Origin of the sequence: uncultured Caldilinea sp. (assembly GCF_937128415.1) — a bacterium.
Classification (GTDB): Bacteria; Chloroflexota; Anaerolineae; order Caldilineales; family Caldilineaceae; genus Caldilinea.
Map to the genome: position 1 here is coordinate 1 of NZ_CAKZMJ010000059.1, position 18,060 is coordinate 18,060.

The window sequence follows — 18,060 nt, forward strand, 5'->3', positions numbered from 1 at the left end:
GGCCAACGGCCTGAACCCGACCAACCCCTCCGACGCCAGCGGCGATGCGGACGGCGACGGCCTGAGCAACCTGCAGGAATATCAGCTCGGCACAAATCCCAACGCCGCCGACAGCGACGGCGACGGCATGCCGGACGGCTGGGAGGTGGCCAACGGCCTGAACCCGACCAACCCCTCCGACGCGGATGAGGATCCAGATCAAGATGGTCGAAGCAATTTGCAGGAATACCAGAGCGGCACAGATCCGAGGGCTCCAGAGGGCGGCTTGATGAGACTGTTCTTGCCGCTCCTGCAAAAGTCAAACTGAATCACTGGAACCGTGATTGCCTGCGTGATCATGTTGGCTGAAACCGCCACACGGCCACTGCGAACGTGGTCACGGCAACGGCGAGCAGCACGCATAAGTGGAGGGCGACGTCCGTCAGCCCTCCACCGAGCGCCGTGATGGACAGAAACCCCTGGATCGCCCAGTAGTGGGGCGTGAGCTGGGCCAGAGCCGGAAGCTGAATGCTTGGAAAGAGAGCGCCGCTGACCGCAGCCATGACGACCGCCAGCAAGGAGGGAATGCTGTTGGCCTGCCCTTCGGAGCGGATGAGCACGGCGACGAGAATGCTCAGCCCGCCCACCGCCAGGCCGGTGGCGACGACGAGCAAGGTAAAAGCCAGCGGCGCATCGCCCAGGTCAAAATTGAAGAGCAGCGAGCTGACGCCGAAGACCACTACAATCTGGAGCATGGCGATCAGCGCATAGGGCAGCATTTTGCCCAGCAGAAAGGACGCTTTTCCAACCGGTAGGGTGAAAATGCGACGCAGCGCACCGCCCACTCGCTCTTCATAGATGATCTCCGCCATCAACCCCATCAGAAAGAAGGCGAAGAAGACGCTGTAGCCCGGCGTCAGATAGTCGAAGATGGTCGGCGCCTGGCGAGGAGCCGCATCCGAGGCGGGCTTCAGCTCGATGCGCACCAGTGGATCGTCGATGGCGTCCTGCACCTGGCTGGAGACCACGCCCCGGATGGCGGCGGTCAAAAAGCGCTCCACCGTCTCCAGGTCGACCCCGAGCGCCTCCAGGTCCGCCGCCTCGAAGCCGAAGGTTTCCGGCGCAGTGTTAAAGGCCGTGCGCACCCCGCGCTCCACCTCGGCGTCGATCAGCATGGGCGCAGTCGCCGCCTGCACCTGGCCAAGCACAACGCCGGCGCTCTGCGCTCGCGCCGGATCGACGATCACCTCGATTGCGCCGCCCTGTTCCGTCAGCACCGCCTCGCTCAGTCCGGACGGGATCACGATGGCGGCCATACGTCTGCCTTCGCCGACCAGACGATCAGCCTCGCTGCGGCTGGGCAGAATCTCCAGGTCAAGCGTTGGCTCGTTGCGCAATGCGCTGACGATCTGGCGGCCCAGCCGCCCTTCGTCCTCGTTGACCAGATAGACCGCCGCCGTGGGCGCTCCTCCGTCGCCGAAGGTGACGCCCATCACCGCAATGAAAGCGAGCGGGGTTAAAAAGACGTTCAGCCACTGCCCCCTGAACTCCGCCGCCACCTTGATCTCTTTGCGCATCACGGTCCAGATTTGCTGAAGTGCGTTCACCGCTTCCACTCCTCGTCGTTGAACTTGCGCACCGCCGCTGCAAAGGCAAGGAGGGCGAAGCCGAGCAGTGCGGCCATCTCGGGAAGCACTTCCGACAGCCCCATGCCACGCGTGATCAAATCCTGAAACCCCTGCATGGCCCAGGTTTGAGGCAGCGCCACATTGATCGTGCGCAACACGGGCGGCAGCCAGTCCGCCGGGAACATGCAGCCCGCCAGCAGCGCCGCCACGATCAGAATGAGCGTCAATCCCCGTTCGAAGTTGTAGGCCGCAGCCGCCAGCCCCAGGCAGACGGCGGACAGCGCCACCGCCACCGTCAAGAGCGCCAACGCGCCGGGCGCATTGCCCAGCGTCATGCCGAAGAAGAGCGCCCCAATGGCGAACAGGACGCCGATCTGCAGCACGCCGACCAGCAGCGCCGAAAGCACCTTGCCCGCCAGCAACTCGCCGCGACCGACGGGCGTCGTCATCAGGCGTCGCAGCGCGCCGGTGTTGCGCTCCAGCTTGAGCGAGGCGGCCACTGCGCCGATCATGAAGTAGACAAACATGACCGTGTAACCGGGCACCGTCTGCTGCAGCGTGTTCGGGGTGACCGAGATGCGCGCGGCGGTTGGTTGCACGGAAACCACGCTGAGCGCAGGCGACCAGTCCACAGGCGTCGCCTCGAATTCGGCGCTGCGGTCGATGTTTCGCCGCACCTCCTCCGGCGCCAGCTCGATGAGGTCGCCGAATTGTCGCAATCCGTTGATCAACTGGTGTTCAATGGAGAGGCGCATCGTCGCGCCGGTGAGCACGCCTTCGGCCAGTTGCCGTTCGACCGGGTTGCGCGCCGGGTTGTAGAGCAGCGTCACCGAGATGCGCTCGCCTGCTGCGATGGCTGCGCTGAAGCCTTCCGGCACGATCAGGGCGACGGTGCGCCAGTTGCGCAGCACCTTCTCGCGGCCCGCCGCCTCGTCGCAGGCGGGGCCGGGCCTTGCACAGGCCGCCTGCACAGCAGGGCCAAGCTGTGCAGCTTCATCGGTCGGCGTATCTTGCTCCAGCGCGTAGCTCTGCGCCAGCAGATCGAGCAGCTCCTGCGCCTGCGCGCCCACTGCACCATCCACAATGTCATACACGGCTACGGGCAACGCAGGTTTACGGTCGGCGTTAAGGTTGTAACCGTCCGGCGGAAAGACCAGCGCAATGGGAACAATGAAGGCCAGCGGCATCAAGAAGAGCGAGGCCATCTCCCCGCGGTCGCGCAAAAGGATCAGCAAGTCTTTGCGTAAAATGGACAGAATTCGCATGGTTATCATCCATGAGGAAAGCATGAAGCTGATAGACAGTGAGGCTGTAAGGATGATGAGGAAATCGAACCCTTGCCTCGCTGCCTTCCTATCCCCCAACCACCCTCATCCCCGCTTCTCCACCTCTCAGCCTCTCAATCTCTTAAGCTCTTTCCTGTCAAATTCAAAAAGACTGTCTCCAGGTTCGGCTCGAGCAGGTCAAGCGAGAGAATTTGCAGCTTGGCTTCGTTGCAATAATGCAGCACCTGGAGAAGCGCCTCGTTGCTGTGGACAGCCTCGATTTTCAAGATCGCCTTGCGCTGTCCACCGGTTGCAGAAGTCCGGTCGGCTTCGGGAAGGCTGGCGCCTTCCGGCGTGAGGAACGAGGCTGCGCGCACTGCAGGCAGGGCGGCGACGGCGCTGCGCACACTTTCATCGGCGGTCGGCAAGCCGAGCTGAATGACGCCGCCGCCAAGCGATTCGATCAGTCGCCTGGGCGTATCGAGTGCAATCAGCCGACCGCGGTCAATAATCCCCACCCGATGGCAGAGGCGCTCGGCCTCCTCCATATAGTGGGTGGTGTAAAGGATGCTCACGCCCTGCTCGCGATTAAGACGCTCCACGCTCTCGAAGATGTGGTTGCGGCTCTGGGGGTCGACGCCGACGGTCGGCTCGTCCAGGAAAAGCAAGCGCGGGTGGTTGACCAGCGCCGCCGCCAGGTTGATGCGCCGCTTCATGCCGCCGGAGTAGGTTTGCACGCGGTCGTTGGCGCGCTCCAACATGCCAACGTAGCCGAGCACCTCGTCGACGCGCTCGCTCAACGCTCCGCCCCGCAGCCCATAGAGTTCTCCGAAGAAGCGCACATTCTCGCGCCCGGTGAGCGTCGGATAGAGCGCCAGCTCCTGCGGCGCCACGCCGATCATCTGCTTGACCTTGGCGGTCTCCCGCACGACGTCGAGACCGGCGATGATTGCATTGCCGTTGGTGGGAGGCAGCAGGCCGGAGAGCATGGAGATCGTGGTGCTCTTGCCTGCGCCGTTGGGGCCGAGCAAACCGAAGATTTCGCCTTCTTCGATGGTGAAACTGACGTCGTTGACGGCGACGAGGTCGCCGTATTTCTTGACGAGATTGTGAGCTTCCAGAATCGAGGCGGGCATCGATTGCCTCCCTGCGCTGTTCATGGCTGGCCTATCCGTTGGCATCGTAGCACGTGGGCGGCGGGAAGGCCAGTGACACATGTCATTCTTGTCGAATCCAAAGCTCCTAACTTGCAACCTGAACAAGAGGCACGGAACTCACGCTGCGCAGTCTGGCGGCAACTCACTCGATGTCAGCGCTTGCGAATTCCTCATTCCCTCACTTCAACCGCCGAAAGTGCTGCAAGAGCTCAGCGGAGGACAACCACAAAGGCACAAAGGACGCTCAAAAGGGAGGAAAAACTCCAAGTTCTCGCGTTTCTTGGTGTCTTCGCGCCTTTGTGGTGATGTTCTAAGCAGCCAGCCGCCAAACCAATCAACGGAAGGGAAGCAAAGGGCAGAGGACAAAAGCGAGCGGTTGGAGACGTCCGGTTGCTCCAAAAGAGCGAGCATCTTCTGCGTAACATGCGTGTATAATTAAACCGGAGTTTGAGGCAGACATTGAGCTCAACGCTGCCTTTTTCCAGGAAGGCCCCGGCTACTGGGATTTCGACCTGGAGAAGGAGCGGGTGCGGGAGAGGTGAGACGGAGATGATCTACATCAAGCGCGCCTATGAGCCGGCGCAGCCCGAGGACGGTAGACGCTATCTGGTCGATCGCCTGTGGCCACGTGGGATCAAACGAGAAGCGTTGAGGCTGGACGGGTGGCTGCCCGAGACAGCGCCGAGCGATGCATTGCGTCGCTGGTTTGGCCATGACCCGGCCAAATGGGATGAGTTCCAGACGCGCTATTTCGCCGAACTCGACGCCAAGCCCCAGGCCTGGCAGCCGTTGATGGAGGCGGCGCAGCAGGGGGACGTCACCCTCGTCTATGCCGCCAGAGACTCTCTCCACAACAACGCCGTCGCCTTGAAGCGATACCTGGAGAACGCTTTGGCCGAACGGAGGCGCAACGATGCCTGAAGCGCCTCGCGTCGCGATCGTAGGCGCAGGGTTCGGCGGGCTGTGGGCGGCTCGCGCGCTGGCTCACACGCCGGTGCAGGTGTTGTTGCTCGACCGCAACAACTATCACACTTTCCTGCCTCTCCTCTATCAGGTGGCGGCGGCGGAACTGGAGCCGGAGGCGATCGCGTATCCCGTGCGCAGCATCCTGCGTCGCATGCCGAATGTAAGCTTTGCTCTGGCGGAAGTGCGTCAGGTGGATCTGAACAGCCGTCGCCTCGAAACTTCCGCGGGCGCAATTTCCTACGACTTTTTGATCTTAGCCGCAGGCAGCGCGCCTCATTTCTTTGGGACGCCTGGAGCAGAAACTCACGCATTGCCGTTGAAATCCATGGCCGATGCCATTGCAGTGCGCAACCGGGTGCTCCTGAATTACGAAAAGGCGAGTTTGGAGCCAAACCCAGAACGCCGCAGACAAACCTTGACTTTTGTCATTGTAGGCGGTGGGCCGACCGGCGTCGAGTTTGCCGGCGCACTGGCCGAACTCATGAAAGGGCCGCTGCGTCGGGATTTCCCTTCCCTGCGTTCTTCCCCAGGCCGCGTCGTGTTGGTGGAGGCGATGGACGCGCTGTTGCCGGGATTCCCTCCTCGCCTTCAGACCTATGCGGCGGAGCGTCTGAGGCGCATGGGGGTGGAGGTGCTCTTGCGTGCGCCGGTGACTCGCGTTACAGAGAACACCGTGACGCTCAAAGATGGGACGCACATCGACGCCGAAACGGTCGTTTGGACGGCCGGCGTGCAAGGGATCTCGCCAGCGGCGCACTGGGGACTGCCAACAGCCAGATCGGGGCGGGTTGCGGTGCTTCCCACGCTTCAGACGCCCAATCATCCAGAGGTCTATGTCATTGGCGATCTGGCTTACGTAGAGCAAGACGGCTCTCCCTTGCCGATGGTGGCGCCTGTTGCGATTCAGCAAGGGAGATTCGCAGCGCAGAATGTCTTGCGCCAGCTATGGGGTCAGCAACCTTTACCTTTCCGCTACCGCGATCAAGGCGCTATGGTCACCATTGGCCGCAACGCGGCGGTAGTGCAGTTGCGAAACCTGGAGTTCACCGGCTTTCCGGCTTGGATTCTCTGGTTGAGCGTCCATCTATTCAATCTGGTGGGATTTCGCAACCGCCTGTTGGTTATGCTCAACTGGGCGTGGGACTACTTCTTCTTCGAGCGAACCGTCCGCCTGATTCTTCCTTGATTGAAAGCCGATCTCCTCCGTCAACAGCCAGAGCGCAATGACGCCGAACCAGAACTGGCTGCTTAGCTGCGGCGCGTAGCCGGCCGCCAGCAGCAGCAACAAGGCCCCGGCGACGCTGCGCCGTCCGTTGCGCCAGCTCCAGGCGATGGCGACGCTGTAGAGCCAAAGCGCCGCTGCATAGAATGGCCACGGCAAAGAGAGGGTCAACCCGTGCGACCAGATGACGAGGGTGGCGGTCATGGCCGGAGCGAAGAGATAGGCCGTCGCAAAGAAGAGGGTCGGCGGGATGGTCGCAACCCAGCTTTTGCGGTCGGCGCTGCGCCCTTCGCTCCACCACAGGACAACGGCGCCGAGCAGCACCAGCACTTCACCCAGGCGGAAAAGGGACAAGCCCCAACCCGGCGGACCGGACCAGCCCTGCCAGGCGTAGAGCGCAGGGCCGGCCTGATACAGCGCCACAACGAGCATCGCCAGCGCCGGGAGGAACCTCGCCAGCCGGTTCGTCCAGCCGGCGGCGAGCCCGGCTCCACGCCATGCCAGCACCAACAGGACAACCAAGGTCAGGACGTGATACGCAACCAGCCAGCCCGACGTCGGCGCAAGAGGCTTGAAGAGAACAAGCAACGCCAGCGCAGCCAGAGGCGCCGCAAGTCCGAACCCTTTCCTTCTTTTCCATTCCAGTAAAACGATGCAACCGATGCACCAGAGCGCCGTGAACGCCGCCACCGCAGAGCCGGCCTGCCCCAAATCGTTGATGATCTGATAGCCGACGATCATGGCCGGCGTCTTGGGGATGAAAATGGCCAGCCGAGTGAGGGTGCGCGTCACCAACCAATCCACCATGGCCGACGCAACCAGGAGAACGAGCAACGTAGGAAAGACGCTGCGCGCCCCTTCCGTGGCGAGGCGATGCGTCAGGCGCGGCGGGCGCAAAAACAGCGTTCGCAGGGCAACCATCTTTCAAACCCTTTCATCCATTTCGCCGAGAAGTCGCTCAACATTTGCACAATTTTCCCCTTCCTGAAAGCTCTGAAGCTTCCAGGAAAGCCTACGCCGACTCTCTTGGGTTTGTCTATCAGGACTTTCCTTCATCCCGGAAGTAGAGCAACGTCAGCGCAATCAGCGCCCACAGCACGACGAGCAAGCCGATGAAGCCCCAGAACAACGGGCCGATTCCGCTGGGCGTCACCGCTGCAGTGCGGGCAGGCGAGGGCGCTGCAGCGCCGGCCGCAGGAGCCGCGGCGGGAGCCGGCGCAGCGCCAAGTTGCAAGGAGACCCACTGCGACGTCGATTTAGCGCCGTTGCGCTCCCGGTTGGCGCCGTCCCACGCTGCGAAGGCCACCGAGTAGAGCTTTTCCGGCGCAAAGGAGACGTCTTCCGCTTCCGTCGAGCGCAAGCTGCGGCTGAGAATCACGCGCCAGAGGCCGTCGCGCCATTCGCCGTAACCCTGCACATTCTGCCCTTCCGGCGGCTGGCTGGTCAGGCTGCCAAAGCCTCCCGCCACCATGTCCTCCACCGGCGTGGTGTGCACCGGCAGCGCGAGCAGGTTGCCCACCGCTTCCGCAGGCAAGAAATCGACGTCGGCATAGGCGGCGAGATAGAGATTTTCGGTTTCGTCGACGAATGGATACATATCCACATGAATGTTGGGATAGACGTCCTGCAAAGTTCGACGCGCAATCAAGGCGGCTTGCCAATCGGCCTTCCAGTGCCAGATGTTAACGTCGCCCCCCTGTTGCCCCATGCAATAGAACGGCTGGCCATCGATCAAGGGGAATTGCAGCGCAACGGCGTCGCGAAAGTCCTCGACGCGCACCGTGGCGTCGTTGCGCGTGGCGTCCGCCCACTCCAGCAGAAAAGCGATCTCCTCGCCGTTGTGAAGGGCGCGCACGGTGATGGCTTTGGCGTTCGTCTCCGGAAGGATGGGTCTGGCGATCATCTGGGCGCTGAGCGGCACTTCCACGGCGGTCGCCAGGCGCCACAGCTCGGAATCGGGCGCTTCGAGCGGCAGCGCGCCTTCCACGGCGGCGGCGGTGATCGTCAACCCTTGCGAGCTGACGAGCGGCGCGTTGAGCAGAATCGTCGCCAACGAGGCGAGTAGGATCAAGGTGGCAATGACAAAATTCCGCTTGAACATGGTGCGCTCCTTTCCAGAGGATGGGGAGATCAACGCAACAGATCGACCATCGGGCAGGCCGCACAGGAGAAATCCGGGTCGAAGGGGGTGTGGTTCACCTCCTTGCGGTTGCGCGAAGCGAGCTGCACGCCGAGTCGCGCAGCGTCTGCCCGCACCCACTCGACCGTAAAGCGGGCCAGCGGCAGGTAGGGCGCCTCACGCGTGTTGAGCGCCAGACTCTGTGCGAAAAGTTCAATCCATACGCCCAGATGGTCGCCCAGAAATTTGGCCTGGGCGTCGATGCACAGCTCCGCCTGTTCGGCGACGCCGGTTAACAGCGCGTGCGCCTCCTTGAGCGCCAGCACGTGCATGAACTCCAATTCGACGGCCAGATGGTCAGGGCGTTCACGCACCGCCCCCCCGAGGGTGAAGCCGAAGGCGCGGTAAAAACCGGCGATGTCCGCCAGCTCCTGCGCCTGGCGATATTCGTGGGGCAGGCCGTATTCGGTCTCGTAACAGAGGGAGCCCGCCGCGCCGAAGGCGCGAAGATAGGCCATCTGCAACGCCTCCTGCGTCATGGGCTGCACTTCGGGCCACGGCGGCGCGCCCTCCACGCGGGCAACGGCGGCTGCCGCCAGCGGCAGATCTTCGCTCCAATTCTCGGATGGATACAGGTGCACCACGGAGAGAAAGGCGTAGACCTGCGCGCGATAGACGGCCTGCTCGGCGCGCCTCTGCAACGCACCATCCACGCCGCTCTGCGTCGCAAGGGATTCAATCTTGTCCATGTTGATCGGCGCTCCTTTTGCCCAAAAAACCGGCTCCGCATCCCTCACCGGCTTTTTCAGATGGAATTCAGCCGCTCCAGCGGACGCTCGTGCAGCGGCTCCACCACGCTCAGACGCACGACCTCGCGGCCTTGGGCGTCGAAGCCGATCACCGTGTCGTCGTACATCTGCCACATCTTGCCGTTGACCTCGACCTCGCGCACCAGCGCCCCCTCCTCGATCTCGAAGCGAAAGATCATCTTCTGCGTGGTGCGGAAGAGCTGCAGGACGGCGAGCAGCTCGCGCGAGGGGGCGATGTAGCGTTCGATGGCCTGATCTACGCCCGGGCCGAACATCTGGCGCAAGTAGGGTCGCGGCGCCCAGCGGGGCGGGATGTAGTAGATGTTAGGTTCGGTGCCGAACTGCGGGTAGAGCGGCAGCGCCACCTGGGCGATGCGCACCAAGTAATAGAGCGGATGCTGGGGCGCCTCCACCCACGAGCCGTCCTCGGCGATCTCCACCAGGCCGTTGAGGCGAATTTTGCCCGGGCAGACGGCCATGCACCGCGCCTCCATCGGCACGCCGTCGCTGAGGGGGTCGGCGCCTTCGACGCGCGGATAGCAGCCTACGCACTTCTCGCTGACCTGGGTCGTCCCGCGGTACATCGCCTTTTTGTAGGGGCATGCCTCCACGCACTTGCGATAGCCGCGGCAGCGCTCCTGGTCGATGAGCACGATGCCGTCCTCCTCCCGCTTGTAGATGGCCTTGCGCGGGCAGGCGGCCAGACACGCCGGATAGGTGCAATGGTTGCAGATGCGCATCAGGTAAAAGAACCAGGCCTGGTGTTCGGGCAGCGTGGCGCCGTCGGGGCTGAGGCCGAAGGGGCCGCCCCTATAAGCAGTGGAGGTGTCTTCGTAAAAATTCGGCGAGCGCCACTCGGCGTCGGCGGGCAGATAGCCCAGCACCACCTCATTGGGGCCGGCGGCCTCGGTCAGGGTCAGGCCGTTGTAGACGCCGTAGGGCGCCTTCTCATTGGCCTGGGTGCGATCCCAATTCGGCTTGACGCCGGCGGCCTGATGGGCCTCATCGAGCAGTTTGAGCGCTTTGACATCCCAATGTTGGGGATAGCTGCCGTAAGGTTTCGTCTCCACGTTGTTCCACCACATGTACTCCTGCCCGCGCGAGAAAGTCCAGGTCGCCTTGCACGCGCCGGTGCAGGTCTGACAGCCGATGCAGCGGTTGATGTTGAAGACGGCTGCGAACTGCTGCCGGGGATGGGCTTCCGGGTAGGGGTAGGTCATGGTGCGGCCGATTTGCCAGTTGTAGACATCGGGCATGGATGCCTCCTATGATTGATCTAAAAAGAACTTCTGTTATACTTGCGATCGGCAATGTATTCTTCATTGCGTTCGGAGTAGAACATGACCACACTCATCACATCTTCCAAGGGTTGGATCGTAATCCCGGCGGAACTGCACAAAAAGTACGGCCTACTTCTGGTTGAAGTTTTGCTCCAGAAACGTAGACAGGAGCGAGAGACCCCATGTTGACATTCACAGGCATTCTGCTCCAGGAAGAAGAGGGCTACAGCTCGCTTTGCCCCGAGCTGGACGTGGCCTCGATGGGCGAAACGCCTGAAGAGGCAAAAGCCAACCTGCTGGAAGCTGCGACCTTGCACATCGAGGGGGCTATTGAAGACGGGCTTCCCTATCTGCGGCCGGTTCCTAAAGAGGATGATCCGCGCTTCGCAGCGCCGGAGACTGTGGTGGAGACTTTTCGTTTCAAGGTAGACGTCGCTGTACGCGCCTATGCCTAAGTCGCCTGCTCTCAGGCCAGCGCAGGTTGTGCGGGCGCTGAAGCGCGCCGGCTTTATCGAGATGCGCCAACGAGGGAGCCATCTGCGCTTGAAGCGAGGAAACCTGGCCGTCACAGTGCCCATGCACAACCGGGACCTTTCACCAACGGTTCTACGATCCATTCTGCGTCAGGCGCAGATGACGGTGGAGGAGCTGCTCGACCTTCTGGAATAACCCACCGGGCCTGCACCCGCCGGATCAGCTCCCGCACGTAGGCATCTCCCTTCTGGCGGTGGATACGATGGGTGGCCATGAACAGGGGATTGACGAAGAGGGCGAAAAGCCGCGGCTCGTCCCAGCCCAGTCGCACGTACTCCTCGACGATAGCCTCCGCCATGGCTTCCAGCATTCCGGGTTCGCCGGGCAGCACCACCCCCACCAGCGCCATCGGGTCTTCGGCGACAAATTCATCTTTCGGCATGGCTTTCTCCCTCATTCTGCTGAATCTTCCACCCCGCCAGTCTCCATCTCGGCATGATTTCGCTGCGCCGATGGATCAGAAAGGGCAGACAGTCCGGGCAGATCCAGAAAATCTCTCCCGCCAGCCGCCACGAAGTCAACGGAATCTCCGCTTCGTTGCGGCCACAGTTGATGCAGGCGTTCAGGCTTGCGTCGGTCATGCGGTCACCTCAATCGTTTCGCCCGCCAGATAGCGGAGCATGAACTCGTTCTCATGCGCCGGGGTGTAGCCGGTCTTGGTCGGCTCCCACGGCCCCTTGCCGTCCAGGCCGCCGTCCTCGGCTTTGACGATGCGCACCAGCGTCTCTTTGGGCACGGTGTTGAGCGCATGGTTGTCCGCCTCGCCGCCGAAGATGAACTGCATGCCCGTCTTCTGCTTGTGGAAGAGCGTGTCGGTCTGGTGCATGGGCATAGACCAGTCGCGCGTCACCGACTGCTGCGAGCCGTAGCGCAGGTTGGCCATGTAGCCCGTGCCCTCGGAGCGAGCCAGGCCATCGGGCCGCGTCTCATGCGCCTTGACCGATTTCTCCGTGGCCATGAAAGGGCCATGTTTGAGCATGACGATGTGGTAGGGATAGGCCGGGTTGTACTTGACCCGCAGCATCAACCGCGCCACCTTGTAGAAAGGATCGTCCGGCTTCCAGCCAATGTAGGGCCGATCGGCGGGGTTGGCGTCCACATACACGTAGTCGCCATCCTCGATGCCCAGGTCCTTGGCCGCCTGCGGGTTCATGTGCAGCTGATGATCGCCCGGCCCGGGCAGCCGCTTGTCGGCGCGATACGGGTCGCCGAAGTTCGAGTCCAGGATGATGGTCCAATCCACCGTGCTCCATGAAGAGTGCACGCGATGCCGCGTTTTGGGCGTCAGGCAGTAGAAGTGATAGCCCTGCTCCCACAGCGGGTTTTTGGTCTCCTTGACCTGCTCCCAGGGCATGGCGATGTTGCGCACCGTGCGCTCCTCCCAGCCCATGTGGTCGGGCGGAATGCCGTAATCCTCCGGACGCACGAAACGGCTGCGCGTCACGATGACGTTGGGCAGGTAAGGCGTCGCCTCCGGCCCCTCGCGGTGGCTGATGATGTTCTCGCCGTACTCGATGGCCTCCGGGATGTCGCAGTAGCTGTTGAGCCGGCCCGTGTCGGTGTAGAAGGGCACGGAGTCGTGCACCTGCTCCCAGAAGGGGATGCGCGGGTAAGTGCGGAAGAGCATCAGCGCCGCGCCCGGTTCGCCGTACTTGCCGGCGACGATGTCCTCGAAGCGATAGCCGCTGGTGGTCAGCGAGGAGTCCAGCAGGCGCTGGATGTAGACCTCCGGCCGGCCCTCCAGCGCGAACTTCCAGTAGTCCCGCAGCCGCGGCTCGCCGATCTCGTCGGCCAGCGCCGCCGAGACCTCGGCCAGGATGCGGGCGTCGTCGCGCGTGTTGTAGAGGGGTGGAATCCCGCCCTTCCAGATCTGCAGGAAGGGGTTGGAGCAGGAGGCGGTGATCTCGTAGGTCTCGAACTCGGCCCAGGAGTTGGCGGCCAGCGCGAAGTCGGCGTACTCCACCGTCGAGTTCATCTCGATGTCCACGGCGATGATCAGCTCGACGTTCGGGTTGACGTTCTTGATCATCTCGTAGTGGTGCTTGGCGTTGTTGAGCAGGTTGACATTGGTGAAGAACTGCACCTTGGTCGGCGTGGGCATGTGGGTCTTGCCGGTGAAGACCTTGCGGCCGTACTTGGGCGTGTCCACGATCAGCGGCCGCTCGGAGTGGTTCCAGTAGGCCGGCTCCTCGTCCTTGGTGTAGCTGTGCGCCACGATGTCGCGGCCGTGGGCGTTGGGGTCCAGGTTGGGATGGAAGGGGTCTTCGCCCACCCAGCCCTTGAAGCCCGGCCCCGTCTGCGGCGAGCCCTGGAAGAGCGCAGCCTTGTAGTTGCCTGCCCAGGTGTAGCAGCCGGCGCCCGGCTTGCCGATGTTGCCCGTGAGCATGAGGGGCAGGAACTGCGCCCGGTTGGCCAGGGTGGCGTGGAACCAGTGGTTGATGCCCTCGCCGATGTGCAGCGCCACCGGGCTCATGGTGGCGATGTCCTCGGCGAGCTGCTCGATCAGATGCCTGGGCGCGTTGGTGATCTCCGCCACCGTGTCCAGGTCGTAGTCCTGCAGGTGCTCCCGGTGCATCGCCCACAGGGTCATCACCTCCACCTCGCTGCCGTCGGCCAGGGTGACCGTGCCGCTCCAGTCCAGCACCGGCTCGATGCCTTTCTGGGTGAGCACATCCCCCACGTCGTCGCGCGTGATGGCCCTGAACTCGCCCGACGCGTCGCGCACGACGTAATCGCCCAGCCGCTCGTACTGCTCCGGCTTGAGGCCCTGCAGCTTGAAGCTCGGCCCTTCCGGGTCGAGGCCGGGCCGGTGGTCGGGGAAGAGTTCATCAGCGCGCAGCCGCTTCAGCGTGTCCAGCCGCACCAGCAACGGGAAATCGGTGAAGCGCTTGACGAAATCGGCGTCATAGCGCTCGTTGTCCATCAGCCAACGGGTGACGCCCAGGAAGAGGGCGGTGTCCGTGGCGGGGCGGATGGGGATCCAGTAGTCCGACTTGGTGGCGGGCGGCGAATACTCCGGCGTAATGGTGACGATCTTGGCCCCGCGCTCCATGCACTCCACGAAGAAGTGGGAGTCGGCCATCTTGTTCTCGACCAGGTTCTTGCCGCACTGGATGTGCAGCCGCGAGTTGCGCAGGTCGTTGAAGTCCTCATCCGAGGTCTGCAAGCCGGTGACGAAGGGATGGCCGGGCGCCTGGTCGCCGTGCCAGGTGTAGTTGGACCAGGTGCGGCCGCCCTTGGCCTCCTTCGGCTCCACCCCGCGAACATGGGCGTCGAGCAGGGCCAGGCCGTTGGCGAAGCGGTACATACCGTATTTGCCGATGACGCCCAACAGGCCCATGCCCCCGCGACACTTGAAGGTGCGCGCGCCGGCGCCGCCCATGGCCTCGATCATCTCCTCAGGATAGCCCTGCCGGCGCAGCAACTCGACGCCTTCTTCGCTGGAGTAGCGCCGCGCGATGGCGACCATGCCCTTGGCGATGTAGCGATAGGCCGTGTCCCAGTCCACCGGCATCAGTTCGTCCGTCCCGCGCGAGGTGAACTTGTATTTCTCCTGGTTCTCCGGCGTCAGCAAGGGGAAGCCGTCGTCGGCCCACTCCTTCCACCCCTTGCGCATGAGCGGCCCTTTCAACCGGTGCGGGCCATAGACGCGGCGGTGGAAGGTCTGACCCTTCTTGCAGCCGCGCGGATGCCAGTGAGCCGTAGCCTTGTTGCCGTAGAGGTCGCTGTAGCGCTCCACGTCGTAGTTGGTCTCGCAGCGCAGGATGACGCCGTTGCGCACGAACGCGCGCAGCCGACAGGCGTGGGTGTCGTTGGGCGAACAGACGAAGGTGAAGGACGAATCGTAGCGATATTGATCTTGGTAAACGCGCTCCCAGTCGCGATTGGGATACATAGACAGCGGATTGTCCACGTTCACCGGCTGCAGCGCCTGCCACTCCAGCGGCGTTCCCACGAAGGCGAGCGACAGCGCAGCGCCGCCGGAAAGCTTGAGGAAACTTCGACGAGACAAACGCGGCATAAATTCACCTCCTCATCGAAAGAGACTGAATGGCGGACAGCAAGTCCTCCACGCGAGCGTTGATGCGTTCACTGCGGATCAGGCGCAGATCGTCGGCGTCCAGGTTGGCGCGCAAGATGGGCAGATCGGGATGGACGCGCAACAGCGCGCACAGGTCGGGCGTCTCTCCGATCACGATCGCCAGGTCCGGCGGGCTCTCGCCGAGGCGTTGGAGGGCGTCCTGCACGGTGAGCGCCGTCGCAATTTCAAATCCATGCTGTTCGAGCAGGCGAGCCACCGCTTCCGCAAAGAGCGAATCGCCGAGTATGAGCGCTTTGGACATGGCCACTTGTCCCTGACGCCGATGAACTTTCAAAAGAGCCTATGGGCAGTATAGGAAGCATGAACCAACCTGTGCATCCCTCAAGCCATGAGGGTGGGCGGGAAAAAAGAGGGAGATATGGAAGCGGGACGCCCAAAACGAATTAATTCGTGGAGGAAGAGGAGGGAAGCCAGCCGCGGCGTTTGGCCTCAGAGACCGCCGCCCGGCGGTTGACGGCGTGCAGTTTGGCCAGGATGTGGCGCACGTGCGTCTTCACGGTGTGGATGCTGAGCGTCAGCCGTTCGGCGATTTCGCTGTCGCTGGCGCCGGTCGCAAGCCACTCCAACACCTCGCGCTCTCGCCATGTCAGCTCCTCTTCTGCAGCGACGCCTCCTGCGGCAACGGCGCCTGCATCCACCTGGGCGGCCAGCCGCGCAAATTCGCCCATCAGCCTCGCCGCCAGCCGAGGAGGCAGGATCGCCTCGCCGTTGAGCGCGGCTCGCACCCCACGCAGAAACTCCGCAGCGTTGCTGCTCTTGAGCATGTAACCGTTTGCGCCCGCTTTGACCGCCTCGAAGAGCTTCTCATCTTCTTCGTGCACGGTCAACATGAGAATGGGCGTCGTCGCCAATTCGGGCGCGGCGCGGATGAGGCGGGTCGCCTCCAGGCCGTCGCAGATGGGCATGGAAATGTCCATCACGATGAGCGCAGGGCGCAGCTCGCGCGCCAGCTTGAGCGCCTCGAAGCCGTCGCCGGCCTGGCCCACCACCTCCAGGTCGGGTTGGCTGTTGATCAGCCCGGCCAACCCGGCGCGAAAGAGTTCATGGTCGTCGGCCAGCAATAAGCGCCACCGGCTCATCGCATCGCTCCTTGTGCAGCGGAAAGATCGCCACGATGGTCGTTCCTGCATTGGGCTGTGCGTGAACATCCAACGCGCCGCCGCTGCGTTCGGCGCGCGCCCGCATGATGGCCAGCCCCAGGTGTCCGCTTTCCTCCACCGCCATCGGGTCGAAGCCGCAGCCCTCATCGCGCACGGTCAGGCGCACGGCGTCGGCGACGCGCTGCACGCGCACGCTTGCCTGGCGCACCTGGGCGTGACGCCAGACATTGGTCAACGCCTCGCGCACGATGTGCAGCGCCTGCTGGTGGGCCAGCGGCGTCAGCGCCAGCGCTTCGGCGTCTTCGATAATCAGCTCGATGGTCAGGCCGGTCAGCGCCTGCATCTCGGCGACGCAGGCGCGCAGGTCAGTCGCCAGAGCAGCCGTCGCACGGGGGCCGGCTTGCAGGCCGGCCAACGCTGCGCGCACCTGGCTGTAGGCGCGTAGCGTCGCCCCGCGCATTTCAGCCAGAAGCTGCACGGCTTCGTTCTCTGCATCATTGACGATGGCGTTTTCCAACTGATCGGCCTTGAGGTTGAGAAAGCTGAGCGTCTGCGCCAGGTTGTCATGCAGCTCGGCGGCCAGTCGTTCCCGTTCGCTCTGGATGGCGCGCTGTTGCGCCTGGGCGCGCCCCTGCTCCACCAGTCGGGCGTTGACGATCGCCACTGCGGCTGCGTTGGCCAGCAGTGCAAGCGCCGCCTGCTCTTCTGGCTCAAAATCGATCTTCGCCGGTCGCACCACGCACAGGGCGCCCAAGGTGTCCTCGCCGGCGCGTAAAGGCGTGGCGATGCACTGCCCGCCGGCCATGCTGCGCAGAAAGCCGCAGCTGGCGCAGGCGGTTTCCGTCACCACCGTGCGCCCCTCGCCGATCACCTGCCGGGGCAGCGCGGCGCTGACCGGTTGACGCAGCTGAAGGTTGGCTTCGCCGGCGCCGCTGCCGGCGGCCAACTGCAACACAGCGGCGTCGCGATCGAGCAGGCAGAGGGCGGCTGCGTCGCCGGCCATCAGCGCCCGCGCCCGGTCGGTGACCGAATGCAGCAGTTGCTCCAGCTCCAACTGCGCTGCAATCTCCTGGCTGAACTCAAAGGCGGTGAGCAGCTCCTGCGTGCGCTGGCGGACGCGCGCTTCCAGTTGTTGTTGGCTTGCCAGCACCTCGGCGCGCAGGGCGTCGAACGCCGTAGAGAGGCGATGCAGCTCATCCTCGACGAAAGTGGGCGGCGGCGTTTGCAGATCGCCGGCGGCCATGCGCGCCGCAGCCGCGCCCAGCGCAGCGAGCGGGTTCACCACGCGGCGCTGGACGACCCGATAGCCAATCCCCAGCAAGAGCAACGCCGCCAGCAGGAAGCTCGCCTGGATGATCTGCAAGCGGTGCACCTTTGCTTCCGCCTGAGCGGCCAACTGCGCCACGACCCTGTCCAGCGCATCCAGCAACGCCAGCGACGCAGTCGCCAGCGAAGCGTCCGCCTCGCCTGATGCGGCGCGCGCCAGCTCGGCGTCGAAGCGCAGCCAGGCCTCTCGCACCTCCGCCAACGCTGCGCGCACGGCCGGATCATCGGGCGGCGGCAGTTCGACGCGTTGACCGCTTGGGTCGAGCACACTCCCGCCGTGCTCCAGCGCCCTCAACGTTTCGGCGAAACGCCGGCGGTTGGCGGCGAGCAGCGCATCGTCCGACGCGGCCAGCGCCAGCCACGTCATCTGCTGCGACAACATGCGTTGTCGTCCGGCCAGATTGATGAGCAGCGCGTCGTGGCGCTGGCTGGCGACGACGGCGTAGGTCACCGTCACTGCCGCCACCACCAACAGTAGGAAAGCCACCAAGAGCGCTCCCCAATGAAAACGGAGCGAGTGAACCTTCATATATCTATTGTACATCGCTCGCTACTTTTTACCGGAACCTGGTC

The 18,060-nt window shown here is 63.6% G+C and carries 17 protein-coding genes and 1 pseudogene; 5 read left to right on the forward strand and 13 right to left on the reverse strand.

Annotated elements, in window-relative coordinates:
- Nucleotides 1–307, forward strand: a pseudogene (locus tag Q0367_RS09295) (hypothetical protein); the annotation flags it as partial.
- 28 nt (nucleotides 308–335) lie between these two features.
- On the opposite strand, the gene Q0367_RS09300 reads toward Q0367_RS09295, so the two are convergent.
- From Q0367_RS09300 to Q0367_RS09310, 3 genes are all read right to left on the reverse strand, one after another.
- Nucleotides 336–1,586, reverse strand: a complete 1,251-nt coding sequence (locus Q0367_RS09300; protein ID WP_297633256.1) for an ABC transporter permease — start codon at nucleotides 1,584–1,586, stop codon at nucleotides 336–338.
- Nucleotides 1,583–2,872 carry an ABC transporter permease gene (locus Q0367_RS09305; RefSeq protein WP_298981785.1) on the reverse strand — a complete coding sequence of 430 codons (1,290 nt, stop codon included), beginning with the start codon at nucleotides 2,870–2,872 and terminating at the stop codon, nucleotides 1,583–1,585. Before Q0367_RS09305 ends, Q0367_RS09300 begins: the two co-directional genes overlap by 4 nt.
- A gap of 134 nt (nucleotides 2,873–3,006) precedes the next feature.
- Nucleotides 3,007–3,996, reverse strand: coding sequence for an ATP-binding cassette domain-containing protein (locus Q0367_RS09310; RefSeq protein WP_363325852.1), 990 nt, complete (start codon nucleotides 3,994–3,996; stop codon nucleotides 3,007–3,009).
- A 582-nt stretch (nucleotides 3,997–4,578) separates the two neighbouring features.
- On the opposite strand from Q0367_RS09310, the gene Q0367_RS09315 reads away from it, so the two are divergent.
- Entirely contained in the window at nucleotides 4,579–4,950 is a 372-nt protein-coding gene (locus Q0367_RS09315) for a DUF488 domain-containing protein (protein ID WP_298981789.1), read from the forward strand.
- Nucleotides 4,943–6,181: an NAD(P)/FAD-dependent oxidoreductase gene (locus Q0367_RS09320; RefSeq protein ID WP_298981792.1), complete on the forward strand. Its 1,239-nt coding sequence runs from the start codon at nucleotides 4,943–4,945 to the stop codon at nucleotides 6,179–6,181. The genes Q0367_RS09315 and Q0367_RS09320 overlap by 8 nt, the downstream gene beginning before the upstream one ends.
- On the opposite strand, the gene Q0367_RS09325 is transcribed toward Q0367_RS09320, so the two are convergent.
- The 4 genes from Q0367_RS09325 to Q0367_RS09340 all read right to left on the reverse strand — a co-directional run bounded on the left by Q0367_RS09325 (nucleotide 6,080) and on the right by Q0367_RS09340 (nucleotide 10,401).
- Entirely contained in the window at nucleotides 6,080–7,138 is a 1,059-nt protein-coding gene (locus Q0367_RS09325) for a hypothetical protein (RefSeq protein WP_298981794.1), read from the reverse strand. The two genes, Q0367_RS09320 and Q0367_RS09325, sit on opposite strands and share 102 nt — an antisense overlap.
- A gap of 118 nt (nucleotides 7,139–7,256) precedes the next feature.
- Nucleotides 7,257–8,318: an ethylbenzene dehydrogenase-related protein gene (locus tag Q0367_RS09330; RefSeq protein WP_298981796.1), complete on the reverse strand. Its 1,062-nt coding sequence runs from the start codon at nucleotides 8,316–8,318 to the stop codon at nucleotides 7,257–7,259.
- A 29-nt stretch (nucleotides 8,319–8,347) separates the two neighbouring features.
- Nucleotides 8,348–9,085, reverse strand: a complete 738-nt coding sequence (locus Q0367_RS09335) for a molecular chaperone (protein WP_297633235.1) — start codon at nucleotides 9,083–9,085, stop codon at nucleotides 8,348–8,350.
- A 56-nt stretch (nucleotides 9,086–9,141) separates the two neighbouring features.
- Nucleotides 9,142–10,401, reverse strand: coding sequence for a 4Fe-4S dicluster domain-containing protein (locus Q0367_RS09340; protein ID WP_298981799.1), 1,260 nt, complete (start codon nucleotides 10,399–10,401; stop codon nucleotides 9,142–9,144).
- Nucleotides 10,402–10,607: 206 nt separating this feature from the next.
- Between Q0367_RS09340 and Q0367_RS09345 the strand changes: the two genes are divergently transcribed.
- The gene (locus tag Q0367_RS09345) at nucleotides 10,608–10,880 is read left to right on the forward strand and encodes a type II toxin-antitoxin system HicB family antitoxin (protein ID WP_298981801.1); all 273 of its coding nucleotides are present in this window, start codon (nucleotides 10,608–10,610) and stop codon (nucleotides 10,878–10,880) included.
- On the forward strand, nucleotides 10,873–11,094 hold the full coding sequence (locus tag Q0367_RS21085; RefSeq protein ID WP_363325851.1) for a type II toxin-antitoxin system HicA family toxin: 222 nt from the start codon (nucleotides 10,873–10,875) through the stop codon (nucleotides 11,092–11,094). The genes Q0367_RS09345 and Q0367_RS21085 overlap by 8 nt, the downstream gene beginning before the upstream one ends.
- Here Q0367_RS21085 and Q0367_RS09350 read toward each other — a convergent pair.
- From Q0367_RS09350 to Q0367_RS09375, 6 genes are all read right to left on the reverse strand, one after another.
- Nucleotides 10,991–11,341: a hypothetical protein gene (locus tag Q0367_RS09350; RefSeq protein WP_298981803.1), complete on the reverse strand. Its 351-nt coding sequence runs from the start codon at nucleotides 11,339–11,341 to the stop codon at nucleotides 10,991–10,993. The two genes, Q0367_RS21085 and Q0367_RS09350, sit on opposite strands and share 104 nt — an antisense overlap.
- The gene (locus Q0367_RS09355; protein WP_297633227.1) at nucleotides 11,328–11,540 is read right to left on the reverse strand and encodes a hypothetical protein; all 213 of its coding nucleotides are present in this window, start codon (nucleotides 11,538–11,540) and stop codon (nucleotides 11,328–11,330) included. Before Q0367_RS09355 ends, Q0367_RS09350 begins: the two co-directional genes overlap by 14 nt.
- A complete protein-coding gene (locus tag Q0367_RS09360; protein ID WP_298981806.1) occupies nucleotides 11,537–14,980 on the reverse strand; it encodes a molybdopterin-dependent oxidoreductase in 3,444 nt (1,147 codons plus the stop codon). The genes Q0367_RS09355 and Q0367_RS09360 overlap by 4 nt, the downstream gene beginning before the upstream one ends.
- 4 nt (nucleotides 14,981–14,984) lie before the next feature.
- The gene (locus tag Q0367_RS09365) at nucleotides 14,985–15,302 is read right to left on the reverse strand and encodes a hypothetical protein (protein WP_298981808.1); all 318 of its coding nucleotides are present in this window, start codon (nucleotides 15,300–15,302) and stop codon (nucleotides 14,985–14,987) included.
- A gap of 142 nt (nucleotides 15,303–15,444) precedes the next feature.
- Nucleotides 15,445–16,140 carry a response regulator transcription factor gene (locus Q0367_RS09370; RefSeq protein WP_298981810.1) on the reverse strand — a complete coding sequence of 232 codons (696 nt, stop codon included), beginning with the start codon at nucleotides 16,138–16,140 and terminating at the stop codon, nucleotides 15,445–15,447.
- Nucleotides 16,103–17,974 carry an ATP-binding protein gene (locus Q0367_RS09375; RefSeq protein WP_298981812.1) on the reverse strand — a complete coding sequence of 624 codons (1,872 nt, stop codon included), beginning with the start codon at nucleotides 17,972–17,974 and terminating at the stop codon, nucleotides 16,103–16,105. Before Q0367_RS09375 ends, Q0367_RS09370 begins: the two co-directional genes overlap by 38 nt.
- Between the last annotated feature and the right edge of the window lie 86 nt (nucleotides 17,975–18,060).